23 protein-coding genes are annotated in these 25,535 nt (G+C 73.2%); 9 read left to right on the forward strand and 14 right to left on the reverse strand.

Annotated elements, in window-relative coordinates; genetic code table 11:
* Positions 1-17: 17 nt before the first annotated feature.
* Positions 18-2,207, forward strand: coding sequence for a SpoIIE family protein phosphatase (locus D1350_RS01730; protein ID WP_125773222.1), 2,190 nt, complete (start codon positions 18-20; stop codon positions 2,205-2,207).
* A gap of 42 nt (positions 2,208-2,249) precedes the next feature.
* On the opposite strand, the gene D1350_RS01735 is transcribed toward D1350_RS01730, so the two are convergent.
* From D1350_RS01735 to D1350_RS01785, 11 genes are all read right to left on the reverse strand, one after another.
* A complete protein-coding gene (locus tag D1350_RS01735; RefSeq protein WP_206074385.1) occupies positions 2,250-2,705 on the reverse strand; it encodes an ATP-binding protein in 456 nt (151 codons plus the stop codon).
* Positions 2,702-3,019: an STAS domain-containing protein gene (locus tag D1350_RS01740; RefSeq protein ID WP_240643816.1), complete on the reverse strand. Its 318-nt coding sequence runs from the start codon at positions 3,017-3,019 to the stop codon at positions 2,702-2,704. Before D1350_RS01740 ends, D1350_RS01735 begins: the two co-directional genes overlap by 4 nt.
* 227 nt (positions 3,020-3,246) lie before the next feature.
* A complete protein-coding gene (locus D1350_RS01745) occupies positions 3,247-4,131 on the reverse strand; it encodes a sugar phosphate isomerase/epimerase family protein (RefSeq protein WP_125773224.1) in 885 nt (294 codons plus the stop codon).
* Positions 4,128-5,324, reverse strand: a complete 1,197-nt coding sequence (locus tag D1350_RS01750) for a dihydrodipicolinate synthase family protein (protein ID WP_164545008.1) — start codon at positions 5,322-5,324, stop codon at positions 4,128-4,130. The genes D1350_RS01745 and D1350_RS01750 overlap by 4 nt, the downstream gene beginning before the upstream one ends.
* A 50-nt stretch (positions 5,325-5,374) precedes the next feature.
* The gene (locus D1350_RS01755; RefSeq protein ID WP_125773228.1) at positions 5,375-6,538 is read right to left on the reverse strand and encodes a Gfo/Idh/MocA family protein; all 1,164 of its coding nucleotides are present in this window, start codon (positions 6,536-6,538) and stop codon (positions 5,375-5,377) included.
* A gap of 117 nt (positions 6,539-6,655) precedes the next feature.
* A complete protein-coding gene (locus D1350_RS01760; RefSeq protein WP_206074386.1) occupies positions 6,656-7,741 on the reverse strand; it encodes a LacI family DNA-binding transcriptional regulator in 1,086 nt (361 codons plus the stop codon).
* A gap of 43 nt (positions 7,742-7,784) precedes the next feature.
* Positions 7,785-8,990 carry a glycosyltransferase gene (locus D1350_RS01765; RefSeq protein WP_240643817.1) on the reverse strand — a complete coding sequence of 402 codons (1,206 nt, stop codon included), beginning with the start codon at positions 8,988-8,990 and terminating at the stop codon, positions 7,785-7,787.
* Positions 8,991-9,061: 71 nt separating this feature from the next.
* On the reverse strand, positions 9,062-9,721 hold the full coding sequence (locus D1350_RS01770) for a uridine kinase family protein (RefSeq protein ID WP_240643818.1): 660 nt from the start codon (positions 9,719-9,721) through the stop codon (positions 9,062-9,064).
* A gap of 67 nt (positions 9,722-9,788) precedes the next feature.
* Positions 9,789-10,454, reverse strand: a complete 666-nt coding sequence (locus D1350_RS01775; RefSeq protein WP_125773235.1) for a LutC/YkgG family protein — start codon at positions 10,452-10,454, stop codon at positions 9,789-9,791.
* Complete coding sequence (locus D1350_RS01780) at positions 10,451-12,067, reverse strand: LutB/LldF family L-lactate oxidation iron-sulfur protein (protein WP_125773237.1); 1,617 nt, start codon at positions 12,065-12,067, stop codon at positions 10,451-10,453. The genes D1350_RS01775 and D1350_RS01780 overlap by 4 nt, the downstream gene beginning before the upstream one ends.
* A complete protein-coding gene (locus D1350_RS01785; protein WP_125773239.1) occupies positions 12,064-12,912 on the reverse strand; it encodes a (Fe-S)-binding protein in 849 nt (282 codons plus the stop codon). The genes D1350_RS01780 and D1350_RS01785 overlap by 4 nt, the downstream gene beginning before the upstream one ends.
* Before the next feature lie 109 nt (positions 12,913-13,021).
* Here D1350_RS01785 and D1350_RS01790 point away from each other — a divergent pair, with 109 nt between their 5' ends.
* From D1350_RS01790 to D1350_RS01810, 5 genes are all read left to right on the forward strand, one after another.
* The gene (locus tag D1350_RS01790) at positions 13,022-13,756 is read left to right on the forward strand and encodes a FadR/GntR family transcriptional regulator (protein ID WP_125773241.1); all 735 of its coding nucleotides are present in this window, start codon (positions 13,022-13,024) and stop codon (positions 13,754-13,756) included.
* Positions 13,757-13,825: 69 nt separating this feature from the next.
* Positions 13,826-14,275, forward strand: a complete 450-nt coding sequence (locus D1350_RS01795; protein WP_125773243.1) for an SRPBCC family protein — start codon at positions 13,826-13,828, stop codon at positions 14,273-14,275.
* Positions 14,276-14,475: 200 nt separating this feature from the next.
* Positions 14,476-15,090, forward strand: a complete 615-nt coding sequence (locus D1350_RS01800; RefSeq protein WP_170180904.1) for a SprT-like domain-containing protein — start codon at positions 14,476-14,478, stop codon at positions 15,088-15,090.
* 28 nt (positions 15,091-15,118) lie between these two features.
* The gene (locus tag D1350_RS01805; protein ID WP_125773245.1) at positions 15,119-16,153 is read left to right on the forward strand and encodes a beta-ketoacyl-ACP synthase III; all 1,035 of its coding nucleotides are present in this window, start codon (positions 15,119-15,121) and stop codon (positions 16,151-16,153) included.
* A gap of 116 nt (positions 16,154-16,269) precedes the next feature.
* Positions 16,270-17,622: a Gfo/Idh/MocA family protein gene (locus D1350_RS01810; RefSeq protein ID WP_125773247.1), complete on the forward strand. Its 1,353-nt coding sequence runs from the start codon at positions 16,270-16,272 to the stop codon at positions 17,620-17,622.
* Between the two features lie 65 nt (positions 17,623-17,687).
* On the opposite strand, the gene D1350_RS01815 is transcribed toward D1350_RS01810, so the two are convergent.
* From D1350_RS01815 to D1350_RS01825, 3 genes are read right to left on the reverse strand one after another with little or no spacing between them, the layout of a single operon-like run.
* On the reverse strand, positions 17,688-18,764 hold the full coding sequence (locus D1350_RS01815; protein WP_125773249.1) for an AEC family transporter: 1,077 nt from the start codon (positions 18,762-18,764) through the stop codon (positions 17,688-17,690).
* A 28-nt stretch (positions 18,765-18,792) separates the two neighbouring features.
* The gene (locus tag D1350_RS01820; protein ID WP_125773251.1) at positions 18,793-19,926 is read right to left on the reverse strand and encodes a Gfo/Idh/MocA family protein; all 1,134 of its coding nucleotides are present in this window, start codon (positions 19,924-19,926) and stop codon (positions 18,793-18,795) included.
* Entirely contained in the window at positions 19,923-21,995 is a 2,073-nt protein-coding gene (locus D1350_RS01825) for a DUF6807 family protein (RefSeq protein ID WP_240643819.1), read from the reverse strand. Before D1350_RS01825 ends, D1350_RS01820 begins: the two co-directional genes overlap by 4 nt.
* A gap of 146 nt (positions 21,996-22,141) precedes the next feature.
* Here D1350_RS01825 and D1350_RS01830 point away from each other — a divergent pair, with 146 nt between their 5' ends.
* The 3 genes from D1350_RS01830 (at position 22,142) to D1350_RS01840 (ending at position 25,438) form a co-directional block, all read left to right on the forward strand.
* Positions 22,142-23,086 (forward strand): carbohydrate ABC transporter permease, encoded by a 945-nt coding sequence (locus tag D1350_RS01830; protein ID WP_125773255.1) that lies wholly within the window; start codon positions 22,142-22,144, stop codon positions 23,084-23,086.
* Entirely contained in the window at positions 23,079-24,023 is a 945-nt protein-coding gene (locus D1350_RS01835) for a carbohydrate ABC transporter permease (protein WP_125773257.1), read from the forward strand. Before D1350_RS01830 ends, D1350_RS01835 begins: the two co-directional genes overlap by 8 nt.
* An 83-nt stretch (positions 24,024-24,106) precedes the next feature.
* Entirely contained in the window at positions 24,107-25,438 is a 1,332-nt protein-coding gene (locus D1350_RS01840; RefSeq protein ID WP_125773259.1) for an ABC transporter substrate-binding protein, read from the forward strand.
* Positions 25,439-25,535: the final 97 nt, after the last annotated feature.

A 25,535-nucleotide genomic window follows, 5' to 3' on the forward strand; every position in this document is an offset into this window, starting at 1 on the left:
GCACCCTGTCCCTCCGCATGCCTCCCCTTGTCCAGAAGCGCGGCGCCCTTGTCGCGGTCCGGCCCGACGACGGCATCGTGCTGCACGCCTCGACGAGCGTCGAGGAGCACCTGGGCCTGCCGGTCGACGACGTCCTCGGGGCACCTCTCGCAGTGGCCCTCGGCGAGGAGGCGGCCGGCCGCCTGCTGGACCGGATCGCCGCCACGACCGACCTGGAGGCGATCAACCCGCTGCCCGTCAGCGTGCCCGGCTCCTCGGGTGCCCGGTTCTTCGACGCGGTGCTGCACCGGATCTCCGCCGAGCACGGCGGGCTCGTCGTCGTGGAGCTGGAGCCCTCGGCGGGCGAGCCTGGCGCGGGGGAGCCCGCAGGGACCGCCTCCTCGACCTACGGCGTGGTCCGGACGACGCTCGGCGACCTCGCTCGTGCCACGTCGCTCGACGAGATGTTCCGGGTGACGGTCCGGGCGGTCCATGCGCTGACCGGCTTCGACCGGGTCGCCGTCTACCGCCTCGATGCCAGCGGCAACGCCGAGGTGGTCGCTGACGCGTACCAGCCCCACATCGGCTCGGCCGTCGGTGTGCACTTCCCGGCCTCCGACCTGCCGCCCGCCGCCGGCCGGATGTACCGGCGCCGGGGCGTGCACTACGTCGCGGACCTCGCGGTGCCGCCCTCAGAGGTCCGTTCCGCCGTGCTGCCCGCGGCGGCGGTGCCGCTCGACCTCGCCACGGCGACGCTGGGCGTCCCGGACGCCCACCAGGAGGAGATCTACCGCTCGCGCGGGCTCCGTTCGGTCCTCAGCGTCGGGCTGTTCCACGGTGGCCGGCTCTGGGGCCTGGTGAAGTGCCACGGGTACGACCACCCGGTCGAGGTGTCGTACGACGTGCGGGCCGCGGTCGAGCTGCTGTGCGCCACGCTCTCCGCGCTGAGCTCCGCGCAGCTCGGCCGGGACCGCGACGTCGAGTCCGGCCGGCAGGAGCGGGTGCTCGCGCACCTCGCGGCAGACTCGCGCGACGAGAGCGTGCCGCTCGGCGTCGCCATCACCCGGTCGGGCTGGACGCGGCGCCTGGTGAGCGCCGACGGCGCCATCGTGCGCGCCGAGGGACGCGTCACGACGGTCGGCACGGTCCCCGAAGGGGCGGCGCAGGCGGCGCTCCTCGACTGGGTCTGCGACACGGGCGACGAGGTCTTCACCACCGACTGCCTGCGGGAGACCGCGCCCGACGTGGCTGCCGTCGTGCCCGACGTGGCGGGCGTCATGGGCATCGCGCTGCCCGAGGGGCAGGTGCTCGTCTGGCTGCGCAACGAGGTCCAGCGGCGTGTCGACTGGGGCGGCGACCCGAGCGAGAGCCGTCCCGTCCGGGCCGACGACCCCATCCGCACCATGCTGCGGGGTTCCGACGAGCGCTGGCGCGAGGTGGTGGACGGGCACAGCCTGCCGTGGACCGACGACCAGGTCGAGAGCGCCGCGGCGCTGCGTGGCCACCTCGTCGAGGCTCTCTACCTGCGCGGCCGCAAGGACGTGCGGGCCACCGAGGAGCTGCAGCGCAGCCTCCTGCCCGAGGCCCTGCCCGGCGTGGACGGCTGGACCGTCGAGGCGCGGTACGACGCCGCAGGCTCCGGGCTCGTGGGCGGCGACTGGTACGACGCCCTGCACCTCCCTTCCGGCAGGCTGGCCCTGGTGGTGGGCGACGTGACCGGCCACGGCCTCCAGGCCGCCGCCACCATGGGCCAGCTCCGCACGTCGCTGCGCGCCTCCCTGGTCATCACGGGCTCGGCACGCGAGTCGGTGCGCCGGCTGGTCGAGGTGGCGCGGTGGACCCTCCCGGGCGAGGTGGCGACGCTCACGGTCGCGGTGCTCGACCCGGCCACCGGGGTCGTGGAGAACGTGGTGCTCGGCCATCCGCCGCTGCTGGTCGTGCACCCGGACGGGACGCCTGAGTGGGCGGCCAAGGCCGACGCGCCGCCGCTCGGCATCACGCAGGAGGTGCCGGCTGCCCGCCGCCTCGTGGTGCCGCCCGGCGGCGCACTGGTGCTCTACAGCGATGGTCTGATCGAGCGCCGGGACGAGACGATCAAGGCCGGCCTGGCGCGCCTGGAGGAGTCGTTCTCCGGCGGGCCGTCGTCGGACATCGACGAGGTGGTGCGTCACACACGCGACGAGCGGTCGGCCGACGACGCGACGCTGCTGGTGGTGCGGCGGGACTGAGGCCCGCTGGGGGCCGGGCCTCAGGCGGCCACAGGCTCCGGGTCAGGCGAAGCGCGCCCAGACGTGCTTCTCGCCGTTCCCGGCGCGGAACCATCCGATGTCGCGCGCGGCGCGACGGGCGAGCTGGAGGCCGAACCCCCCCGCGCCCGGTCGGCGCCCCGCCGCGAGGACGGGAGGAGTCTCCGGCCGGTGGTCGACGACGTCCACCGTCGCGGCCCGGCCGTCGGACAGGAGGCGGACCCGCACCGGCGGGCTCCCGTGGCGGAGCGCGTTGGTGGCGAGCTCGCTGGCGACGAGGACGACGCGGTGGGCGTCGACCCCGTGCTCCGCGTCCTCGTCCGGGACCCGGGCCAGCCAGGTCTCGAGCCCGTTCCGCATCTGGGTGAGGTCGTCCACGGAGCCGAGGGTCCAGGAGTGGACCTCGGCCATGGTCGTGGGCGGGGCGGCCTCCATGAGAGTCATGGTGCTGCTGTCCGTCACGTCGCTGGCGTCCGTCACGTTGCCGGTTCCGCGAGATCGATCGCGAACAGCCCGGCGACGCCCGACAGCTCCAGCAGGTCCACGATGCGGTCGGTGACCCCGCGCAGCAGCGGGGGCTCGGAGCTCTGCTCGGCGGCGTGGTAGAGCAGGCGCAGGCCACCGGAGTCCATGAACGTCACCGCCGAGAGGTCGATGACCAGGCGGCGGTCGGCTCTGGCCGCGGCGTCGACGAGCAGCTCCTCGTACCTGGCCTGGACGGCGGCGTCGATCTCGCCCGCCATCACCCAGAGGCTGTCCTCGTCCTCGACTCGGACGTCGCCGTGCTGGCCCACCGTGTGCTCCTCCCCGGGTCCTGTCTGGACGGGGCCGGTCGGCACCGGCCCCGGGTCACAGCCCCCGACTTTACCCTGGGACCCCGATTTCCGCCGCTGAACGAGCGGCCGCGTGGCGATTGTCACCCGGTCGTGACGGTGCCTTCGGACGAAGGCACCGTCTCGGCGGACGCGGGGCGGCGCGGGCGGGGGCGGAGCGGGCGCGGGGCGGAGCGGGCGCGGTGCGCCTACAGGTGCGGCGCCACGTGCTCCTCGTACCGGGCGAGCACCGTCGCCGCGGTGTCGGCCGCGGGCGCGGCCCAGATCTCCTCGTTGAAGATCTCCGTCTCGATGTCGCCCGTGTACCCGGCCGCGGCCACCCAGCGGGTGATCGTGGCGAAGTCGACGTAGCCGTCGCCCACGTGGCCGCGGGAGAGCAGCGGGTCCGCGGCGAGCGGCAGGATCCAGTCGCACACCTGGTACGAGGCGATCCGGCCCTCGGCGCCCGCCCGCTGGATCGACGACTCCAGCGCCGGGTCCCACCACACGTGGTAGGTGTCGACGACGACGCCCACCGCCGCCGCCGGGAACGGCGCCGCCAGGTCGAGCGCCTGCCCGAGCGTGGAGATCACGGCCCGGTCGGCGGCGAAGATGGGGTGCAGCGCCTCGAGGACGATGCGCACCCCGTGCTCCTGGGCGAACGGCACCAGGTCGGCGATGCGGTCGGCGACGCGGGCGCGCGTGGCCACGAGGTCGCGGTCGGCTGCGGTGGCGTCCGCCCGCGGACCTGCCCCGGGCGCCGACATCGCGGGCAGCCCGCCCACCACGAACACGAGCTCGCTCGCCCCGATGGCGGCGGTCTCCTCGATGGCCCGGCGGTTGTCGTCGAGCGCCGCGGCGACCCCGGCCGGGTCCGCCGCGGTCAGGAAGCCACCGCGGCACAGCGACGACGCCCGCAGGCCCGCCTCCGCGATGATCCGCCCGGCCTTGGCGGCACCGACCTCCTGGACGCGGTCGCGCCAGGCGCCCACGGCCCCGAAGCCCGCGGTGGCGGCCGCCTCGACGGCCTCGTCCAGCGTGGCGTGCTTGACGGTCGCGGTGTTGAGCGACGCGCGGTTCGATCGTCCAGTCACAGGGTCACCTCCGCGTCGAAGCCGTTGACCGCGAGGAAGGCCGCGAGGCGACGCGCCGCGAGCTCGGGGTCGAGCAGCATCCCGCAGCCGTCCGCGAGCCGGAACAGCTCGACCAGGTGCGGCACCGACCGGCCCGCCTGCAGACCGCCCACCATCGAGAAGGCGGGCTGGAAGCCGTTGAGCCAGGACAGGAACGCGACGCCTGTCTTGTAGTAGTACGTGGGCGCGGCGAAGATGTGCCGGCCCAGCGCCTCGGTGGACGCGAGGATCGCGTGGCCCCGCCCGGCGTCGCCGGCGTCGAAGGCCTGCAGCGCCGTGGAGGCCGCCGGGTAGATCGCCGCGAAGATGCCGAGCAGCGCGTCCGAGTGGCCCTGCTCGTCGCCCGCGATGAGCTCCGGGTAGTTGAAGTCGTCGCCGGTGTACAGGCGCACGGGCGAGCCGGGCAGCGCGGCGAGCGAGCGGCGCAGGCCGATCTCGTGCGACGCGTCGAGCAGCGACACCTTGACGCCGTCGACCCGGTCCTGGTGGGCCGTGATGAGGTCGAGGAACACACCGGTGGCCGTGTCCACGGACGCCGAGCCCCAGTAGCCCTCGAGCGCCGGGTCGAACATGGTCCCCAGCCAGTGCAGGACCACGGGCTGGTCGGCCTCGGCGAGCACCGCGTCGTACACGCGGGCGTAGTCCTCGGGACCACGGGCCACCTTGGCCAGCGCCCGGGAGGCCATGACGATGACCTGTGCGCCCGACTCCTGGACAACGTTTACTTGCTCGCGGTACGCGTCCGTGACGGCCTGCAGCCCGGCCTCGCCCGGCTCCAGGGCGGCGGGGTCGAGCTGGTCCGTGCCGGCGCCGCACGCGATGCGCGCGCCCACCGTGGCGGCCTCGGCCGCCGACCGGCGCACCAGCTCCTGCGTGGCCGACCAGTCGAGGCCCATGCCCCGCTGCGCGGTGTCCATGGCGTCGGCGACGCCCAGACCGTACGACCAGATCCGGTGCCGGTACGCGAGCGTCGCGTCCCAGTCCACGTCCGCGGGCGCGCCCGGTACGTTCTCGGCACCGGCCCGCGGCACCACGTGCGCCGCGGCGAAGGCGACGCGGGAGACCAGCGGGCCCTCCGGCGTCGTCCACGGGCCGGGAGCGCGCAGGGCCAGGGTGCCCGACGTCGTCTCAGCGCCGAAGGCGGGGAGCGTCACCGACACGCCGCTCGCCTCGAGCACGGGGGCGTCGCCCGTGGTCGCCGCGCTCACAGCGCGATCTCCGGGACGTCGAGGCGGCGGCCCTCGGCCGACGACTGGAGGCCGAGCTCCGCGAGCTGCACGCCGCGGGCGGCGGAGAGGAGGTCGAAGCGGTGGGGGCGACCGGCGACGACGTCGCGCAGGAACTCCTCCCACTGCAGCTTGAACCCGTTGTCGAGGTCGGCGTTCGCGGGGACCTCGAGCCACTGGTCGCGGAACGGCTCGGTGACGGGGAGGTCCGGGTTCCACACGGGCTTGGGGGTGTGGGCGCGCTGCTGGGCCACGCACTTGCGCAGGCCGGCCACAGCGGAGCCGTGGGTGCCGTCGATCTGGAACTCGACCAGCTCGTCGCGGTAGACGCGCACGGCCCACGAGGAGTTGATCTGGGCCACGACGGGGTCGCCGCCCGGGGTCTCGACGTCGAAGATGCCGTAGGCGGCGTCGTCGGCGGTGGCGTCGTACTCCTTGCCCGACTCGTCCCAGCGGGTGGGGATGTGCGTGATCGTGCGGGCCGTGACCGTGCGGACCGGGCCGAGGATCCCCTCGAGGACGTAGTTCCAGTGGCAGAACATGTCGGTGGTCATGCCACCGCCGTCCTCCTTGCGGTAGTTCCAGGAGGGGCGCTGGGCGGCCTGGGTCTCGCCCTCGAACACCCAGTAGCCGAACTCGCCGCGCAGCGACAGGATGCGGCCGAAGAAGCCCTCGTCCACGAGGCGGCGGAGCTTCACGAGGCCGGGGAGGTAGAGCTTGTCGTGCACGACGCCCGCGGTCACGCCGGTCTCCTCACGGAGGCGGGCGAGGGCGATGGCCTCGTCGAGCGTCTCCGCGGTCGGCTTCTCGGTGTAGACGTGCTTCCCGGCCTTCATGGCCTTGGAGAGGGTGGCGGCGCGCAGCGACGTCATGGAGGCGTCGAAGACGATGTCGATGCTGTCGTCGGCGATGGCGGCGTCGAGGTCCGTGGTCCAGTGCTCGACGTCGTGCTTCGCCGCGAGCTCGCGGATCTTCTCCTCGTTACGGCCGATCAGGACGGGCTCGACCTGGATCCTGGTGCCGTCGGCCAGGGTGACGCCGCCCTGCTCGCGGATGGGCAGGATCGAGCGCACCAGGTGCTGGCGGTAGCCCATGCGGCCGGTGACGCCGTTCATGGCGATGCGCAGGGTGCGTGTGGTCATCGGGGGACTCCCTTGTGGTCGCTGCGCGGGAATGCGCTTTCCAAGCGTAGGTGACGGGTGGCGCCCGGGTCAACGTCTGCGTCTCTGCCGAGGTAGTGGCTTCGTCCGACGAGGTGACTACCTGGGCGGGGTGCTCTCCCGGACCACGACCTCGCCGCGGACCGGTACGTGGCTCGCGTCCTCGTCCAGGCCGAGCGCGAGGCGGGTCGCCAGCTCTCCGACCTGCTCGAGCGGGATCCGCACGGTCGTCAGCGCGGGCGTCACGTCCCGCAGCGTGTGGATGTCGTCGAAGCCGGCGACCGCGACGTCGTCGGGCACGCTCAAGCCGGCGTCCCGGACCGCGGCCATCGCGCCCACCGCCATGACGTCCGCGACCGCGAACACCAGCTCCAGGCGGGGGCCGGTCCGTGCCAGCAGTGCGGACATCGCCGAGTACCCGCCGTCACGGCTGAACGCGCAGCCCACCAGGTTTTCGGCGGGGACCTCGCAGCCCAGCTCCGCCAGCGCCTCCACGAATCCGCCCGCCCGGTCCAGGGCGGTGCGGTGCGTGGGCGGGCCGGTCAGCACGGCGAACTGCCGGTAACCGAGCCCGTGCAGCGTGCGGGCGAGCTCGGCCGCGCCGTCGGCGTTGGCGATCTCGACGACCGGCAGGTCCGCGACCGGCTGGCCTACTACCGCGACGCCGCCCCCGGACCGGCGGAAGGTCTCGAGGGCGCGCGCCAGGGCGTCGGCGGTAGGGGCGGCCGGGGCGGCCTCGCCCTCGGCGCCTTCCTCGCCCAGGGTGACCGGGGCGTCGTCGGAGAGGAAGCGTCCTCCCGCGAGGATGACCGCCCGGGATCGCTGGCGGTGCACGAGCTCGACGAAGGCGAGCTCGCGCTCCGGCTGGAGGCCGGTCGAGGCGAGGGTGACGATGAGGCCTTCGCGCTCGGCGGCTGCGGCGACGCCGGCGGCGATGGTGGAGAAGTAGGGGTCGGCGATGTCGTGGACCACGAGGCCGAGGGACGCCGTGCGGCCGCGGGCCATGGCCTGGGCGCTGGGGTCGGGGGAGTAGTCGAGTCGGCGGGCCGCCTCGAGGACGCGGTCGCGCAGGTCGGAGCGGACGGTGCGGGTGGCGCTGCCGTTGATCGCGCGCGAGGCGGTGGCGAGAGACACGCCCGCCTCGCGCGCGACCTGGCTGAGTGTGACGGGGCCGTCGGTGGACATGGGCATATCCTGCCTCCCCGCGGCCCCCTCGTGTGGGAGGGAGTCAGACGCGGGCCATCCGGATGCCCGTGTCCCGGTACGCGCGCTCGATCACGCTCGCGTAGCCGGCCAGCATCCGGACGTGGCTGAACCGTGGCCGGGCGGCCGTCCGGGCCGACTCGAGCTCGGTCCGCCGCGCCGCCGCCTCGATCCACGTCGCGGCGATCTCGTGCGGTTCGTAGCCCGTGACGAAGCCGATGCGGTCCACGATCGACGCGGAGTCGCCCACCGGCGTCGTCACGGGAACCGCGCCGCACATGGCGCCCTCGATGAGGCAGAGGGGCGCCGCCTCCCCGAACGCCGACGTCAGCGCCACCACGTCGGAGACGGCGTACACCAGCTCCATGTCGTGCCTTACGCCCAGCGGGTGCAGCCGGTCGAGCAGGTCGGGCCGGTCGCCGAAGATGGTGTCGAGCGCGGTCACGAGATCGGGGTTCGACGTGCTCATGCCCGCCCCGCACATCAGCGCCCGCCCCGCGGGCTCCAGCTCGAGGAACACCCGCGCCGACCGGAGGAACAGCTCGGGGTTCTTCATCGCGTCGAACCGCGCGGCGTAGGCGACGACGGTGGCGTCGGCCGGCAGGTCCATCGCACCCCGCAGGGCGAGGCGCCGCGCGCCCGACGCCGGCCGGAACCGCGCCAGGTTGATCCCGTTGGGCACCACGCGCAGGAGGTGCGCGGGCACCCCGGCGGCGCGGTAGGCGTCCCGTGTGGACTCCGCGCAGGCGACCACGGCGGTCAGGCGCCCGGCGTCGGCGGCGGTGAGCAGGTCACCGAGCGCCTGTCCCTGGTGCTCGGGGTCGGACCGGTGCAGGCACGCGACCACCGGCCGCTCGGGGAAGCCGGGCTGGTTCACGAGCCGCAGGGGCTGTTCCTTGAGCGACAGGATGACGTGCGCGCTCAGCGCGTTCCGCGAGGCCGCCGCCAGCTCCGCGTCGGTGAACTCGCGCGGGTCCAGGCCCGCCTCGGTGCTGCGCCCCAGCGAGGTGACGCGCACGCCGGCGGCGCGCAGGGCGCGGTACCTGGGGTCGTCCGCCATGCGCTGGAGGGTGGCCTCGCGTCGCATCTCGGTGTGGATGCTCAGCACCGAGTGCTGCTGGCGGCCGGCCTGGTGCAGCCCTGCGACCACCGTCGTGTGCAGCGCACGGGCGCCACCACTGAAAAAGCCCTCGTACAGAGAGAGCACACGCAATCCGTTGCGCTGGATCACAGCAACCACCTCCAGTTCCACATGGTTCTTCCTGCTCATGTGGAGTACATGGCATTTCGGTTACGTGCAGATTACGTGCTGGAGGAGATTTTGCCCATCAGTTCGGCAATATCTCTCTGTGCCTGGGCGGGAGAGGTTGTGCGGCACCCCAAGGAGACCCAGCGTTCGATGAGACGGGGTTCCGCGCGGAGCAGACCCAGACCACGCCGGAGAAGCGTACCCAACGGTTTGCGTGCTTCGGCAACGTCCCGGAGGAACCGGTACCAGAAGCTGACCAGCCGGGGCTGCTGCAGGCAGATCGCGTCCGCGAGGATCCCCTCCTCGCGGCAGACGGCCACCAGCTCGGCGGCGAAGATGCCCTCGGCGATCACGACCGGGCACCCCTGCGTCTCGACCACCGTGGTGCCGGTGCGGCGCGAGGTCGGGATGTCGTAGACGGGCACCTCGGACCGCCCCGTCGTGACGACCGAGCGCAGCGCCTCCATGGCCGCGACCGAGTCCCAGGTTGCCGGGCTGTCCCAGTCGACGCTGCCGTACCGCTGCGGGAGCCCGGGGTGGTCGATGTCGAAGTAGAAGTCGTCGAGCTGCACCACGGGCGCGCCGACCCGCCGTCCCAGCGACGTCTTCCCCGAGCCCGAGGGGCCCGTCAGCAGGACGATCCGCGCCAGCGGGCGGCGGGCGCCCGGCGGGACGTCGAAGAGAGGCTCGGGCTCGGGGGCGGCAAGGGTCACGGGGACCAATTGTCGGGCCGGATCGCGGGGAGGGCGAACCCGCGGAGGGTGACGTCGGTCGCGTCGGTCAGGTTGCCAGGACCACGTGCAGCGTCCGCGGGCCGTGGACGCCCTCGACCCGGTCGAGCTCGATGTCGCTCGTGGCGCTCGGGCCGGAGATCCACGTCTGCGGTCGCTCCGGGTGGGCGCCGAGCAGGCGGACGGCCTCCGGGACGGTCTGCACCACCTGCTCGGCGCGGACCACGCAGACGTGCACGTCCGGGACCAGTGAGATCGCCCGGCGGCCCTGGTCCGGCCCGGCGTCGAGCACGATCGTGCCCGTCTCGGCGATCACGACCCGGGCCGCCGTGACGACGGCGCCCAGCAGGTCGAGCTCGGCGGCTGTGAGCGGGGCCTCCGGAGAGTCCGTGCGCACGTCCACGCCGTCGAGCCCGGCCAGCCAGGCCGGGTCGAGCCCCGGCGGGACCACGATCGAGCTGACGTGGTCACCCAGCGCCGCCGCGACCGCCGCGGCGATCCCGTCGGCGGGGACCTGCACCACGTGCGCCTTGTAGTCGACGAGCCGGTCGACGAGGATCTCGAGTGCCTCGGCCGACCCGGGCGCGTGCTCCCCGGCGGCGCGGTACCCCCGCGACACCTCCTTGGCGGCCGCCACGTGATCGGTGGCCTCAGGGTCCGGACGGCCCAGCGCCGCCCGGACCCGGGACAGCACCTCGCTGCGTGCGTCGCTCACTTCTCCTCCTCCTCCTGGGCAACCGGGGCAGCCGGGGCGTCCCGCTCCGCCCACCACTGACGGAACGTCTGCTTCGGCGGCACGGGCAGGTCGCGCGAGTCCGTCCACGCCGACGCGGGGTAGGGCAGCCGCCCGATGACCCCGTCCCGCGCGAGCACCCGCCCGGCGCGCAGCGGCTTCTCGGCGAGCGCGAACCGCTTCCCGTCGGCCATCGCGAACGACGCCGCCTTCATGGCCGCGCCCCACAGGGTGACCCGGGACCGGTCGGCGTCGACCTCCCGCGTCCGCAGGTCGACGAGGATCGACGGGATGTCGATCTTCACCGGGCACACGTCGTAGCACGCCCCGCACAGCGTCGAGGCGTAGGGCAGTGCAGAGTTCGGGTCGCCATGTCCGTTCAGCTGCCCGGAGACCCCGCCCGACGACGCCGTCAGCTGCGGCGTGAGGATCGCCCCGATCGGCCCGGGGTACACGGACCCGTAGGCGTGCCCGCCCACCCGCTCGTACACGGGGCACACGTTGAGGCACGCGGAGCAGCGGATGCAGTGGAGCGCGGCGCGCCCCACCTCGTCGGCCAGCACGGACGTACGCCCGTTGTCGAGGAGCACGAGGTGGAACTCCTGCGGCCCGTCGCCCGGCGTCACGCCCGTCCACAGGGAGGTGTACGGGTTCATCCGCTCCCCCGTGGACGACCGCGGCAGCAGCTGCAGGAAGACCTCGAGGTCCTCGTACGACGGCACGAGCTTCTCGATGCCCATCACCGTCACGAGCGTCTCGGGCAGCGTGAGGCACATCCGCCCGTTGCCCTCGGACTCCACCACGGCGAGCGTCCCGGTGGACGCCACCGCGAAGTTCGCCCCGGAGACGGCCACCTTCGCCGAGAGAAACTTGCGCCGCAGGTGCGCCCGGGCCGCCATAGCGAGCTCGCGCGGCACGTCGGACAGGTCCGCGGGCGCGTCGCCCATCCGGGCGAGGAAGATGTCGCGGATCTCGGAGCGGTTGCGGTGGATCGCGGGCACGAGGATGTGTGACGGCATGTCGTCCGCGAGCTGCACGATCAGCTCCGCCAGGTCCGTCTCGACCGCCGCGATGCCCTCCTCGGCCAGCGCCTCGTTGAGCCCGATCTCCTGCGTGGCCATGGACTTGACCTTGACCACCTCGTCGGCGCCCTTGGCCTTGACGATGCCGGCGACGATCCGGTTCGCCTCGGCCGCGTCGCGCGCCCAGTGCACCACGCCGCCGCGCGTGGTGACGTTGCGCTCCAGCTCTTCGAGCAGCTCGGGCAGGTCGTCCATGACCCGCTCCTTGAGCGCGGAGCCGGCGTCGCGCAGCGCCTCCCAGTCGGTCACCTCGTCCACGACGCGGGCCCGCTTGGCCCGGATCGTCGACGTCGCGTGCGCGAGGTTGCGGCGCATCTGCGCGTTCTTCAGGGTCTCCTTGGCGGCGTCCGGGAACGACGGCCCCCAGCGCAGCGGCTCGGCCGGGTGCGGCACGGGTCCGAACGGCTCGTCGTGGGGCGGTGCCCCCGCTGTGCCGCCGGGCGCAGCGTGCCGCCCGGGCGCGTGGTCGCCCGGGCGGCGCAGGCCGGGGATGCCGAGGAACGTGCGGCTCATCGTGCGTCCTCCGGTGCGGCGTGACGCCCCGGGCGGGCCGGGTCTGAGGTGACGCGGCCGCCCGAGGCGGCCCCGACGACGTCGGGCAACGCGACCGGCGCCTCCCGCGTGGAGGCGAGGATCTCCGCGAGGTGCATCGGGCGTATGCCCGTGCCCTGGCGGGAGAGGCCGCCGCCGATGTGCATGAGGCAGGACCAGTCGCCCGCGGTGACCACCTCGGCCTGGGTGGCGCGGATGCTGGCGACCTTGTCGTCGAGCATCGCGGCGGAGGTGGGCGCGTTCTTCACGGCGAACGTGCCGCCGAACCCGCAGCAGCCCTCGGCGCCACCGAGCTCGGCGAGGTCCAGGTCGGCGACGGCGCGCAGCAGGCGCATCGGCCGGTCGCCCACGCGCAGCATCCGCAGCGAGTGGCAGGTGGGGTGGTAGGTCACGCGGTGGGGGAACCAGGCGCCCACGTCGGTGACCCCGAGGACGTCGACCAGCAGCTCGGACAGCTCGTAGGTGTGCTCGGCGACGGCGGCCGCGGTCCCGGCCAGCTCGTCGAACCCGGCCCGGCGGCAGACGGACGCCTGCTGGTGCCGGATGGAGCCGGTGCACGAACCGGACGGCACGACGATCGCGTCCCACTCCCCGTCGAGCACGGGGGCGAACGTCTCGACGTGGTTCCGGATGACCGGGACGGCCTCGCGGGCATAGCCGGTGTTGACGTGCATCTGCCCGCAGCACGCCTGGCCGGCGGGGAACACGACCTCGTGCCCCAGCCGTTCGAGCAGAGTGACGGTCGCGGCGGGTGCCTGCGGGAACATCGCGTCGGCGATGCAGGTCGCGGCGAGGGCGATCCGCATGGGGTCTCCTTCCTCGGGGACGGGCGCGAGCGACGCACGACTCTGTGTGGCCGGACCACGCACGCGCCAACTGTAGCCCATGTGGACCGACCACAGGTAGGATCGGCGGGTGCGTACTCACGAGCGCGTCCTCGCGCAGATCGAGGCTGACCTCCGGTCCGGCAAGTGGGGCCTTGGCGAGCGGCTGCCCGGCGAGCGGGCGCTGGCCGAGCAGCTCGGCGTCTCGCGGCCGTCGGTCCGCGAGGCCATCCGGATCCTCGAGGCGATGGGCATCGTCCGCACGGCCGTCGGCTCCGGCCCCACCTCGGGCGCCACGGTGATCGACCGCCCCGCGGCGGGCCTCGGTGCGGCCGTCCGCCTGCACGTCGCCTCGGGCACGCTCGCGGTGTCCGACGTCGTCGCGACGCGCACCCTCCTCGAGTCATGGGCGGCGCGCGAGGCGGCCACGCGGATAGGCGCCCCCGACGCGACGGAGCCGCCCGTTCCCGCCGCCGAGCACCAGTACCTCGACGAGGCGTGGCGGCTGCTGGGCGCGATGGACGACCCGGGCCTGTCGGTCGCGGAGTTCATCGAGCGCGACCAGGACTTCCACCTGCAGCTCGCCCGCATGGCCGGGAACCAGCTTGTCGAGGCGATCATGACGGGGATGCGGTCGGCGGTCGGGTCGTACGTCACCGCGGGCGCGGAGCGCCTTCCCACCTGGGGCACGACGGCGGCGCGCCTGTCCGCCGAGCACCGCACCATCCTCGACGCGATCGGGTCCGGCGACGCCGACACCGCGGAGAAGCTGGTCCGCGAGCACATCCAGGGCTTCTACCGCGAGACGGGCCTCGACGGGACGTGACGGGCTGCGAGTGCGCCGGGGTCGGGAGACGGTGAGGTGGACCGACCGGACGCACGAGAGGAGCAGGTCATGGCGAGCGTCACCAAGTCCATCGACGTCGACGTCCCCGTCCGCACCGCGTACAACCAGTGGACGCAGTTCGAGGAGTTCCCCCGCTTCATGGAGGGGGTCGAGGAGGTGCACCAGCTCGGCCCGACGAACCTCCACTGGAAGACGAAGATCGGGGGTGTCGAGCGGGAGTTCGACGCCGAGATCACCGAGCAGCACCCGGACGAGCGGGTCGCCTGGCGGAGCCTCACCGGACCGACGCAGGCCGGCGTCGTGACGTTCCACAAGCTGTCCGACGCCGAGTCGCGCGTCACCGTGCAGCTGGAGTGGGAGCCCGAGGGCTTCGTCGAGAAGGCCGGGAGCGCGCTCAACGTCGACGACCGTCGCGTCGCCGGCGACCTCGACCGGTTCAAGGAGTTCATCGAGTCCCGCGGCACCGAGACCGGCGCCTGGCGGGGTGACGTCGACTGATCCCCTCCCTCTGCGGGCGGGGAGACGCGTGCCGAGACAGTGCGTTCGTCCGGTCCCGCGCAGGGTGACCTGCGCAGGGGGCGGACGAACGCACTGTCTCGGCACTGTTGATGCACAGGCCTGTGGATGACCGCGCACGCTTGTCGGCGGCGGTCTGTAGGTTGCTGGGAGTACAGACGGCACCACCACAGGGGGCACTCATGGACCTGGCGCGGGTCTCGCGGACGGCGCGAGAACTGATGGACCAGCACGGGCTGAAGGGCTGGACCTTCGGGTTCGACGACGCGATGCGCCGTGCCGGGCTCTGCGACCACGGCCGGCGGCGGATCAGCCTCTCGGCTCCGCTCGCCCGGCTGTACGACGAGGCGGACGTGCGGGAGACCGTGCTGCACGAGATCGCGCACGCGCTCGTGGGCCCGCGGCACGGGCACGACGGCACGTGGCGGGCGGCCGCGCGCCGGATCGGGTCGTCGGGACGGCGGTGCGTGGACGCGAAGGCGCCGGCTATCGACGGCCCGTGGGCCGGGGTGTGCACGGCGGGGCACCGGGTCACCCGGTTCCGGCGGCCGATGCGCCCCCTGTCGTGCTCGCTGTGCTCGCGACGGTTCGCGGCGGCGCACCTGCTCTCCTGGACGTATCAGGGGCAGGTGGTGCCGCTGGGGACGCGCTACGAGTCGGAGCTGCGGGAGATCCTGGCGGAGGCGGCCGTACGGGCCCCGGCGAACGGGACGCTCGTGGTGGGACCCGTGGACCCCGGCCGGCTCGGAGCGGAGGCGGGGGCGGAGTCGCCAGAGGGGGCGACAGCTCTGGGGTAGGCCCACCGTTATCGCGTACTTTGGGCCCATGGCCACCGCACTCTCGCTCCCCGCCGGTGCCGCCGGCTCCCGCATCATCGGGCTGGGGCACCACCAGCCGGAGAAGGTCCTCACCAACGACGACATCGCCGGGCTGGTGGAGACCAACGACGAGTGGATCCGGTCGCGGACCGGCATCATCACCCGCCATGTCGCGGCCGACGACGTCACGGTCGCCGACCTGGCGACGGCCGCGGCCCGGCACGCGCTGGACGACGCGGGGGTGACGGCCGACGACGTCGACCTCGTCATCGTGGCGACAGCCACGAACGCGGACCGCTCGCCCAACACCGCGGGCCGTGTGGCCTACGCGCTGCGCACCGGGTACCAGCCGGGCGAGTCGACGCCGGAGGAGGCGGTCCCGCTCGACCTGCGCGACGTCGTCGGCCCGGCGGCGCTCGACCTGAACGTGGCGTGCTCCGGGTTCGCGCACGCGATGGGGCTCGCAGACCAGGCGATCCGCACCGGCACCTCGCGGACGGCGCTGGTGATCGGCGCGGAGAAGCTCACCGCGTTCACCGACTGGACCGACCGTTCCACGTGCATCCTCACGGCGGACGGCGCCGGGGCGGCGGTGCTGAGGGCGTCGGACGTGCCTGCGGTGGGGCCGGTGGTGTGGGGGACCGAGCCGGAGCTGACGCCCGCCGTCCGGATCGAGGAGCCGCTGATGACGTTCCAGCAGGACGGCCGGTCGGTCTTCAAGTGGGCCATCACCCGGGCGGCGGAGCGGGCGCGCTCCGTGGTGGCGGCGTCGGGGCTCACGCTCGACGACGTGGAGGTGCTGGTCGCGCACCAGGCGAACCTGCGGATCATCGAGCCGCTGGCCAAGTCGCTGGGGATGGACGACCGCATCGTGGTGACGGACATCGTGGAGTCGGGGAACACGTCGGCAGCCAGTATCCCGATGGGGCTGTCGAAGTGGTGGCACGCCGGCAAGATCCCCGCAGGCGTGCCCGCCCTGCTGTTCGGGTTCGGCGGCGGCTTCGCATGGGCCGGCCAGGTGGTCCTGACGCCGGAGCGCTGAAAGCGGTTTCCCGGCTGAGCCGGGAAGCGCTTCCCGAGGACCGGTCCGCGTGTGTAAGGTCGTGGCGCGGCCGCTCTGCGTCCGCCGGGTCGACGACGACGAAGGAGTACCGGGACATGACCGACGCTGCGACCACCACGGGACGCCGCCGCTACGCCGTGATCGGCACGGGGCACCGTGCCGGGATGTACGTGGGCGCCCTGCTCGACGCCCACGCAGCCGACGGCGAGATCGTCGCGTGGGTCGAGCCCAACCCCGTCCGCGCGGCGGTGCACGAGGCGCGCGTCGCGGCCGCCGTGGGCGGGACCCGCCCGGTGTACGGCCCCGACGACCTCGAGAAGGCGATCGAGAACGAGCGCGTCGACCGCGTCATCGTCACCTCGCCCGACCGCACCCACGCCGACCTGGTCTGCCGCGCCCTGCGCGCCGGCGCCGACGTCGTGGTGGAGAAGCCCATCGCCGCCACCGCCGAGCAGGCCCGGCTCATCGTGGACGCCGTCCAGGAGACCGGCAAGGACGTCACCATGACGTTCAACTACCGGTACTCCCCGCGGAACGCCGCGCTGCGCGAGGTGATCCGCAGCGGTGAGATCGGCGACGTCGTCGCCGTCCACTTCGACTGGGCGCTCGACACCGTGCACGGCGCCGACTACTTCCGCCGCTGGCACCGCGAGAAGGACGTGAGCGGTGGCCTCCTGGTGCACAAGTCGAGCCACCACTTCGACCTCGTGAACTGGTGGACGGGCCTGGCACCGCGCCGCGTCTTCGCGGCGGGCGGACGCCGGTTCTACGGCGACGACGCCGCCCACGCCACGTACGAGCCCAACGAGACGGAGCAGGCGCTGCAGGCTCAGGGCGTCGACCCGTGGGCGCTCGACCTCGACAAGAACCCCTACCTCAGCGAGCTCTACGGGCCGGAGGCCCAGGCAGTCGACGGCTATCGCCGCGACCGCTCCGTCTTCGACCCGGACATCGAGCTCGAGGACACCCTGTCGCTGGTCGTGGAGTACGAGAAGGGCGCAGTGCTCACGTACTCCCTCGTGGCCCACGCGCCGTTCGAGGGCTACCGCGTGGTGGTGACCGGGACGCGCGGCCGCGCCGAGCTGGAGGTCGTGGAGCGCGGTTCCGTCGCCTTCGGCGAGTCCGGCACCGCGGTGATCGACCCGAGCGCCACTCCCGAGGCCTGGGAGAACGACCCGCGGCCGTTCGGCGAGCGGCTGGTCGTGCAGCGCCACTGGGAGCGGGCGCGCGAGTGGCCCATCGCGGAGGGCATCGGCGGGCACGGTGGCGGCGACGCCTTCCTGCTGCGCGACGTCTTCACAGGCGCGCCCGACGACGACCCCCTCGGCCGGGCGGCCGGCTACCTCGACGGCGTGCGGGCGTCGGCGGTGGGCTACGCGGGCAACCGCTCGCTCGCGACGGGCGACCCGGTCGCGCTCGACGACCTGGGTCTCGGGGTCTCTCTCTGAGGTCCGGGTCCGGTACCCGAGGTCGCCGAGACCTCGGGCACCGGACCCTCGGCCGTCCGGGCTCCTCAGGCGGGGAGGAGGGCGCCGATGATCACGAGCACCGGGACGCAGACCGCCGTCGTGGCGAGGCAGGCGCGGCTCACCGGGCCCTCGAAGCAGCGGTACCGCGTCGCGTAGACGACGACGTTCTGCGCCGTCGGCAGAGCCGCCATCGTGACGACCACCGCCAGCGCTCCCCCGTCGAGCCCGACCGCGCGGCCCACCACCCACGCCAGCAGCGGGTGCAGCACGTTCCGGGCCAGCACCACGAGCAGCACCACCCAGCGTTCGCGGGTGGCTGGGACCCCGTCGGCGTCGAGCGCGGCAGCGGCCAGAACCCCCGCGCCCGACGACGAAGCCCCCGCGGCGTCAGTCCCCGGCCGGGGCAGGGCGAGCGTCATGCCGAACGTCAGCAGGGCGAGGGGCGGTGCCGCGGCCCCGAGCAGGTCGAACGGCGCGAGGACCGCCTCGGGGAGACGGTGGCCCACGGCCCACCCGAGCAGGGACGCGACCACCCCGGCGAGCGTGCCGAGCGTCACCGGGTTCCGCAGGGCGACGAGGAGCACTCCGCCGCGCGGGCGGCGCGGGCGGCCGGGGCCGGTCGCGGGACCCGCCGCTGACTCAGGAGTCGGGCCCGCCGCCGGGTCGAGCGCCGCCTGCCCCGCCGCCCGGTCGAGGGCCGCGAAGGCGACCGGCGCGAGCACGAGGAGCTGGAACAGCAGCGTCGGCACCACGGCGAGGGCGTCGCCGAACAGGTACACCGCGAGCGGGATGCCGATGTTGCCGGCGTTGACGTACGACCCGGCGAGCGTGGTCATGATCGCGGGCCGCCACGGGAGCCGCACCGCCGCCCGGGCGAGGACCGCGACGACCAGGGCGAGCGCCGCCGTCGTGCCCCAGGTCACCAGGGCGGGGCGGGAGACCACCGTCGCGAGGTCGGTCCGGGCCAGTGTGACGAACAGGAGGCACGGCGCCGCGAGCGTGAACGACACCGCCGCGAGGACCTCGCGCGCCTGGGCGGGGAGCAACCGCCGGGCCTGGGTGAACCAGCCGAGGGCGACCACCGCCCCCATCGACCCGAGGGCGAGGAGGACGGCGCTCACGGGATCACTGTCCCCCGCGTCGGTCGGGTCAGCTCGTCCAGGGTGCGCCCAGCTCCGTGAACGTGCGCTGCTCCCGCGCGACGCGCTCGCACCAGGCGGCCACGTCCCGCACCACAGGCCTGCGGTCGTCGCCCTCGCCGAACCACTCCACGCAGGACGGATCGATCGCCGTCGGCTCCGACGCCGTCCGTACCGCGTCGAGGACGCGCATGAAGGCGCCGGTCTCGCCCACGTCGCACAGCAGCCGGCGCGCCGGGTCCTGCCGTGCGGCGAGGAGGTCGTCGAGGAGCGGCGTGCGTACGTACGACTTCTCGGCCGTGACCCGTGGGGTGCGGAGCCGGACGATGTCGTGCTCGTACTCGAGCTCCAGCTCGCCGTCCGTGCCGAGCACCAGGATCTTCGCGGGGGTCCGCTCGGAGGCGCACAGGGTGAGGCCGAACCCGTACCGCGTGCCGTCCGTGCCCACCACCCGCACCGCCGAGGTGTCGTCGGCCTCGATCGGGTTGGCGCGCCAGAGGTCCACGTCCACGTAGGACACGTCCTCGGCGGTCCGGGCGCCGCCGATGCGGAGGGCGGTCGCCACGGCGTGGGCGAGCGGGTTGGTCACCACGCCGTCCACGACGGCGCGGCCGTCGAGCCGACGCCGGCCCGCCCAGGGCGCCCGACCCCAGTAGCCGGCGGTCCGCACCCAGGTGCCGACCGCGCCCACGCCGAGGACGTCGCCGATCTCGCCCCGCGCGACCAGGTCGGCGGCAGCGGCGACGGCGTGCGAGCCGAACGTCTGGAAGCCGACCTGGCACCGCCTGCCGGTCCGCTCCGCGACGGCGACCAGCTCGGCGTGCTCGACGAGCGACGCGGCCGTGGGCTTCTCGAGCAGCACGTCCACGCCGGCCTCCATCGCGACGCGCGCGAGCGGGAGGTGCGTGTGGATGGGGGTGGCGAGCACGACGACGTCGGGCCGCACGCTCTCGTCCGGGCTGGACAGCAGGTCGCCCAGCGTGGGGAACCAGGGGGCGTCCGACTCGTCGGGCGCGGGCTCCCGCGGGTCGACGACGGCGCTCAGCCGGGCCGTGCCCTTCGCGTCGAGCTCGGCGACGGCCCGCACGTGAGAGGCGCCGTGGCCGTGGATACCCACCACGGCCACCTTGGCCGGAAGGCTCATCGGAGGGCCTCCGCGACGGAGGCGGCCTCGTCGAGGGTGAGCTCGGCGTCGACCAGGGCGGCGACCAGGCTGACCTGCACGCTGCCGCCGTCCGGGACCACCAGCGGGCTGTCCCAGGCGAGCGCCGGGCAGGCGCCGGGGTACTCCGCGGAGCGGAGGAACCACGGGCGGGCCGTGCCCGGCTGGACCAGGACGAGCGTGGACGGGCCCGCCGAGTGCTGCTGCGTGAACGCCACCCACGGCGACGAGCTCCCGTGCGCGGCCGACTCGCCCTCGCCCCCGGCGCTCAGCACGCGGGTGCGCTCGGCGGCGGGCAGCCGCCAGAACAGGCCGCCGTAGCCGGCGCCCGGGCGGCCGTTCGTCGCGGGGGAGCGGAACTCGAGCGGGCCGTGCGAGGCGTGCAAGGTGCTGTGCCAGCCGAGGACCCACACGTCGGACGGGAGCACGCCCACCAGGCGCGACCCGCTCAGGCGCCGCTCCTCGGTGAGCTGCGGAGCGCCGTGCTCGTCGCTCCAGAGCACGTCCTCGAGGAGGGTCCCGGCGTCGTCGGGCGCGACGCGCAGGCCGGTCGCCACCTGGGTGCCGTGGTTCTCCAGCAGGGTGGGGCCCACATCCCGGACGAACGTGCGGCCGCCCCAGTAGCTGGTGCCGTTCACGTCGGGGACGGCGATGCCCACGCCGTAGTGGTGCCGGTGGTCCACCGGGCCCGCGTCCGTGAGCGGCACGCCGGCCAGCGTGTGGACCGGGTGCAGGTAAGGACGAGGGGCGTGGATGCGGGTTACCCGGTCGCCGGGCTCGCGGCGGGCCAGCGGAGCGCCGTCGGGCCCGGCCCGGAGCACCATCGTGTCGCCGTCCGCGCTCCAGACGGGGTTCTCCCGGACGTCGGTGCGCGCCCGCGCCCGCCCGTCGCTCGGTGCTGTCTCCTGCGGTACCGATCCCGCCGGAGCGGCGACACTGTCGTCCACGGGCCCTCCTGTCGCTGTGGTGTGGGTTGGGGTCGTGTCGGCGTCCCGGCCGTCGTCGGCCAGGTGCACCCTCTCCGGGCGCCGCGGGAGCGGGCCCGTGCTGGCGCGGACCTCGAGCCGTGCGGCGAACCGTGCGGTGACCGCGGGGTTCGCGCCGTCGGTGATGACCGCGTGCAGCTCGCGCCAGGCGTGCCGCCCCAGGTCCGACTGCGGCACCGCTGCCGTGGTCAGTGCCGGTGTGGCGTAGCGCGCCAGGTCGATGTCGTCGAAGCCGGCCACGGAGATGTCCCCCGGCACGGCGACGCCCGCCTCGTTGAGCCCGGCGAGCAGGCCGAACGCGACGAGGTCGTTGTAGGCGACGGCGGCCGTGAAGCGGCCCGCGAGCACCGCCGCGGTCACGGCGTGGCCGGCCGCGATGTTGGGTCCGGCGGGGAGCACCTCGAGGGACAGGTCCGGGTGCAGCTCCTGCGCCTGGGCGAGCCCGGTGCGCCGCTGCCCGTCGGAGGCGCTCGCGCGCGGCCCGGCGAGATACGCGACACGACGGTGGCCCAGCGACACGAGGTGCGAGACCACCTGGACCGTCGCGTCCGCGTAGTCCACGACGAGGCTCGGGGCGACGGCGCCGCCGCCGGCCTTCCCGAGCTCGCGGTTCACGAGGACCAACGGCTCCGCGTCGCTGATCAGCGCCCTGAGCTCCTCGTCGGGCATGCGCGGGGAGACCAGCACGATGGCGTCGCAGCGCAGCCGCGCCTCGAGCGCGATGGCCGCCTCCTGGCTCTCGTCCTCGACGGTCTCGGCGACGAGGACGCGGTAGCCGTCCTCGGCCGCCGCGGACGCCACGCCCCGAAGGATCTGCTGGAACACCGGGTTGCCGAGGTCGGGGACCACGACGGCGACCGTCGTGGTGCGCCCGAGGGCGAGGTTACGGGCCACATTGCTGGGCCGATAACTGAGGCCTGCGGCCGCTTCGCGGACGCGGGCAGAGATCTCTGGATCGACCGTGCTGCGGCCGTTCATGACTCGCGACACCGTGGCGCGCGAGACTCCAGCCGCCGCGGCGACATCCGCGATCGTGGCGACAGGGCGCCGTGCACCGGGCTTCACATTGCTGACCGTACACCATAGGAAACCGGTTCCTCGTGTGATACGTTCCTGCGCAGGAACCGGTTTCTCAGTCGTGCGGACCTATGAAAACACCGTGCGACGGAGGACGAGAACCGGGGATCGACGACGATCCGAGAGGGCGGTACATGAGCACCACCGACATCCCCAGGCGGGCGGACGCACCAGCGCGCCGCACGCGGGGGCGAACCGGCGCCACGCGCCGGGGAGACGGCCGCGCGGCCATCATTTTCCTGGCCCCATGGTTCGCCGGACTGGTGCTGATCACCGCCGGACCCATGGCCGCCTCGCTCTACCTGTCATTCACCGACTACGACCTGCTGACGCCACCCACGTGGATCGGTCCGGAGAACTACACCCGGATGTTCGAGGACCCACGGTTCCTCAACGCACTGCAGGTCACGTTCACCTACGTCCTGGTCTCGGTGCCGATCCAGCTGGCGCTGTCCCTGGCGCTGGCGCTGATCCTGGACAAGGGCCTGCGTGCCCTGTCGTTCTACCGGTCGATCTACTACCTGCCGTCGCTGCTCGGCGGCAGCGTGGCGGTCGCGATCCTGTGGCGCCAGGTCTTCGGCGCGGACGGGCTGCTGAACCAGTTCCTCGCGCTGTTCGGCATCCAGGGCGAGGGCTGGGTCTCGCACCCGGACTACGCCCTCGGCACGCTGATCGTCCTGAACGTCTGGACGTTCGGGTCACCGATGGTGATCTTCCTGGCCGGCCTCCGGCAGATCCCGCAGATGTACTACGAGGCCGCGTCGATCGACGGCGCCAGCAAGGTGCGGCAGTTCATCACCATCACGGTGCCGCTGCTCTCGCCGATCGTCTTCTTCAACCTGGTGCTCCAGGTCATCGGCAGCTTCCAGTCGTTCACGCAGGCGTACGTCGTCAGCGGCGGCACCGGCGGCCCGGCGGACTCGACCATGTTCTACACCCTCTACCTCTACCTCAAGGGCTTCGGTTCGCTCGACATGGGTTACGCGTCGGCCATGGCCTGGTTCCTGCTCCTGATCATCGGCGGGATGACCGCCGTCAACTTCGTCGCCTCCAAGTACTGGGTCTTCTACGATGACTGAGCTCACCGCCCCCACGCTGCCCGACGAAGGAACCCGCCTCGGCGCGCGGATCTCCCACGCGGCCGGCCAGCTTCCCCCGCCGTCCGCCCGGCAGCTCCGCGCCCGGCGCCGCGCCGCCCTCATGGGTCTGCTCCGGCACGCCCTGCTCATCGGCTTCGGCCTGATCATGCTGTACCCGCTGCTGTGGATGCTGGCGAGCTCGATCAAGCCGTCGGCGCTCATCTTCCGCGAGCCCGGCCTGATCCCGACCGAGATCGACATGAGCAACTACACGGACGGGTGGACCGCGCTGCTGCACCCGTTCAGCACCTACCTGCTGAACTCCGGTCTCGTGGTCCTCGGCTCCGTGATCGGCAACCTCGTGGCCTGCTCGATGGCCGCGTACGCGTTCGCCCGCCTGGAGTTCCGGGGCCGCAACCTGTGGTTCGCCATCATGCTGATGTCGATCATGCTGCCGATCCACGTGGTGATCGTGCCGCAGTACGTGCTGTTCTCCTCGTTGCAGTGGATCAACACGTTCCTGCCGCTGATCGTGCCGAAGCTGCTCGCCACGGACGCGTTCTTCATCTTCCTCATGGTCCAGTTCTTCCGGGGCATCCCCAAGGAGCTGGACGAGGCGGCGCGCCTCGACGGCTGCGGACACGTCCGCATCTACTGGCGGATCATGCTGCCGCTGGCGCTGCCGGCCCTGGCCACGACGGCGATCTTCACGTTCATCTGGACGTGGAACGACTTCTTCAGCCAGCTCATCTTCCTCACGCGTCCCGACATGTACACCGTCCCTGTCGCGCTCGCCGCGTTCAAGGACAGCACCGGAGAGACGTCGTGGGGATCGCTGTTCGCCATGTCGATCGTGTCCCTGATACCCGTCTTCCTCGTCTTCCTGTTCGGGCAGAAGTACCTCGTCAAGGGCATCGCCACGACCGGGATCAAGTAGCACGACCACCCGCACCACCCGCACCCCGCACCTCATCCGCACGACCGGACGACGACGTTTCGTCACGCACCTGAAGGAGCATCATGCGATTCACCACCACCCGCGCACGCCGCGCAGCCGCCACGGCGGGCGCGACCGTCGCGGTCCTCGCCCTGGCAGCCTGCGCCGGGGGCGACTCCGGGCTCAGCCCCGCCGGCGAGGACACGGCGGCGCCCCCCGCCGAGGAGTGCCCCTGCGAGATCCGCTTCTCGTGGTGGGGTTCCGACTCCCGCCACGCGGCGACGCAGGAGATCATCGACGCCTTCGAGGCGGAGAACCCCGACATCACCGTGGTCCCGGACTTCACCGACTGGAGCGGCTACTGGGACAAGCTCGCCACCTCGGTGGCCGCGAGCGACGCCCCGGACGTGATGACGCAGGAGGAGCGCTACATCTCCGACTACGCCTCACGCGGCGTGCTCGCCGACCTGAGCGCGCTGGAGATCGACACGTCGAAGGTCGACGCGGCGATCCTCGCGGGCGGCCAGACCGCCGACGGCCAGTTCGGCATCCCCACCGGTGTCAACGCGTACGCCGTCGTCATCGACCCGGAGATCTTCGCCGCTGCCGGCGTCGAGGTCCCCGACGACGAGACCTGGACCTGGGACGACTACGTCGAGATCGCGAACGAGATCTCGGCCAAGGCGCCCGAGGGCGTGTACGGCGCGCAGGACTACGGCTTCAACGAGGCCGGCATCAACGTCATGGCGCGTCAGCGCGGCGAGTCCCTCTACACGGCGGACGGCAAGGTCGGCGTCTCGAAGGAGACCGTCACCGACTTCTTCCAGGTCTCGCTCGACCTGCAGGCCGGCGGCGGCGAGCCCGACGCGGCCCGCACCATGGAGATCCAGGACGCCGGTCCCGAGGGCTCGCTCCTCGGCACCAACACGGGCGCCATGGGCGTCTGGTGGAGCAACCAGCTCGGCGCGCTGAGCAAGGCGTCGGGTCGCGAGCTGCAGCTGCTCCGTCTCCCGGGTGAGTCGGAGGGCGAGCGCACCGGCATGTACCTCAAGCCGGCCATGTTCTACTCGATCTCCAGCAAGAGCGAGTACCCCCAGGCCTCGGCGAAGTTCGTCGACTTCCTCCTGAACAGCCCCGCGGCGGCCGAGATCATGCTCACCGACCGTGGCCTGCCGGCGAACACGGAGGTCCGTGAGGGCATCCTCGACAAGCTGGACGCCCCGAACGCCCTGGTCGCGGACTTCATGGCCGAGATCGCGCCGACGATCGTCGACTCGCCTCCCGTGCCGCCGAACGGCTCGGGCGACGTCGCCGACATCACGGAGCGTCTCAACGCCGAGGTGCTGTTCGGGCGTCTGACGCCTGAGAAGGCGGCGGAGCAGTTCCTCTCCGAGCTGGAAGCAGCCATCGGCTGACCTCCCCTCGAGCAGCACAGGCGCTGTGGGTACACGAATGGCCGGGCAGGACGGACAACCGGTGACCATTCGTGTACCCACAGCGCTGGGCGGGTGG

Source organism: Antribacter gilvus (assembly GCF_003946865.1).
Classification (GTDB): domain Bacteria; phylum Actinomycetota; class Actinomycetes; order Actinomycetales; family Cellulomonadaceae; genus Antribacter; species Antribacter gilvus.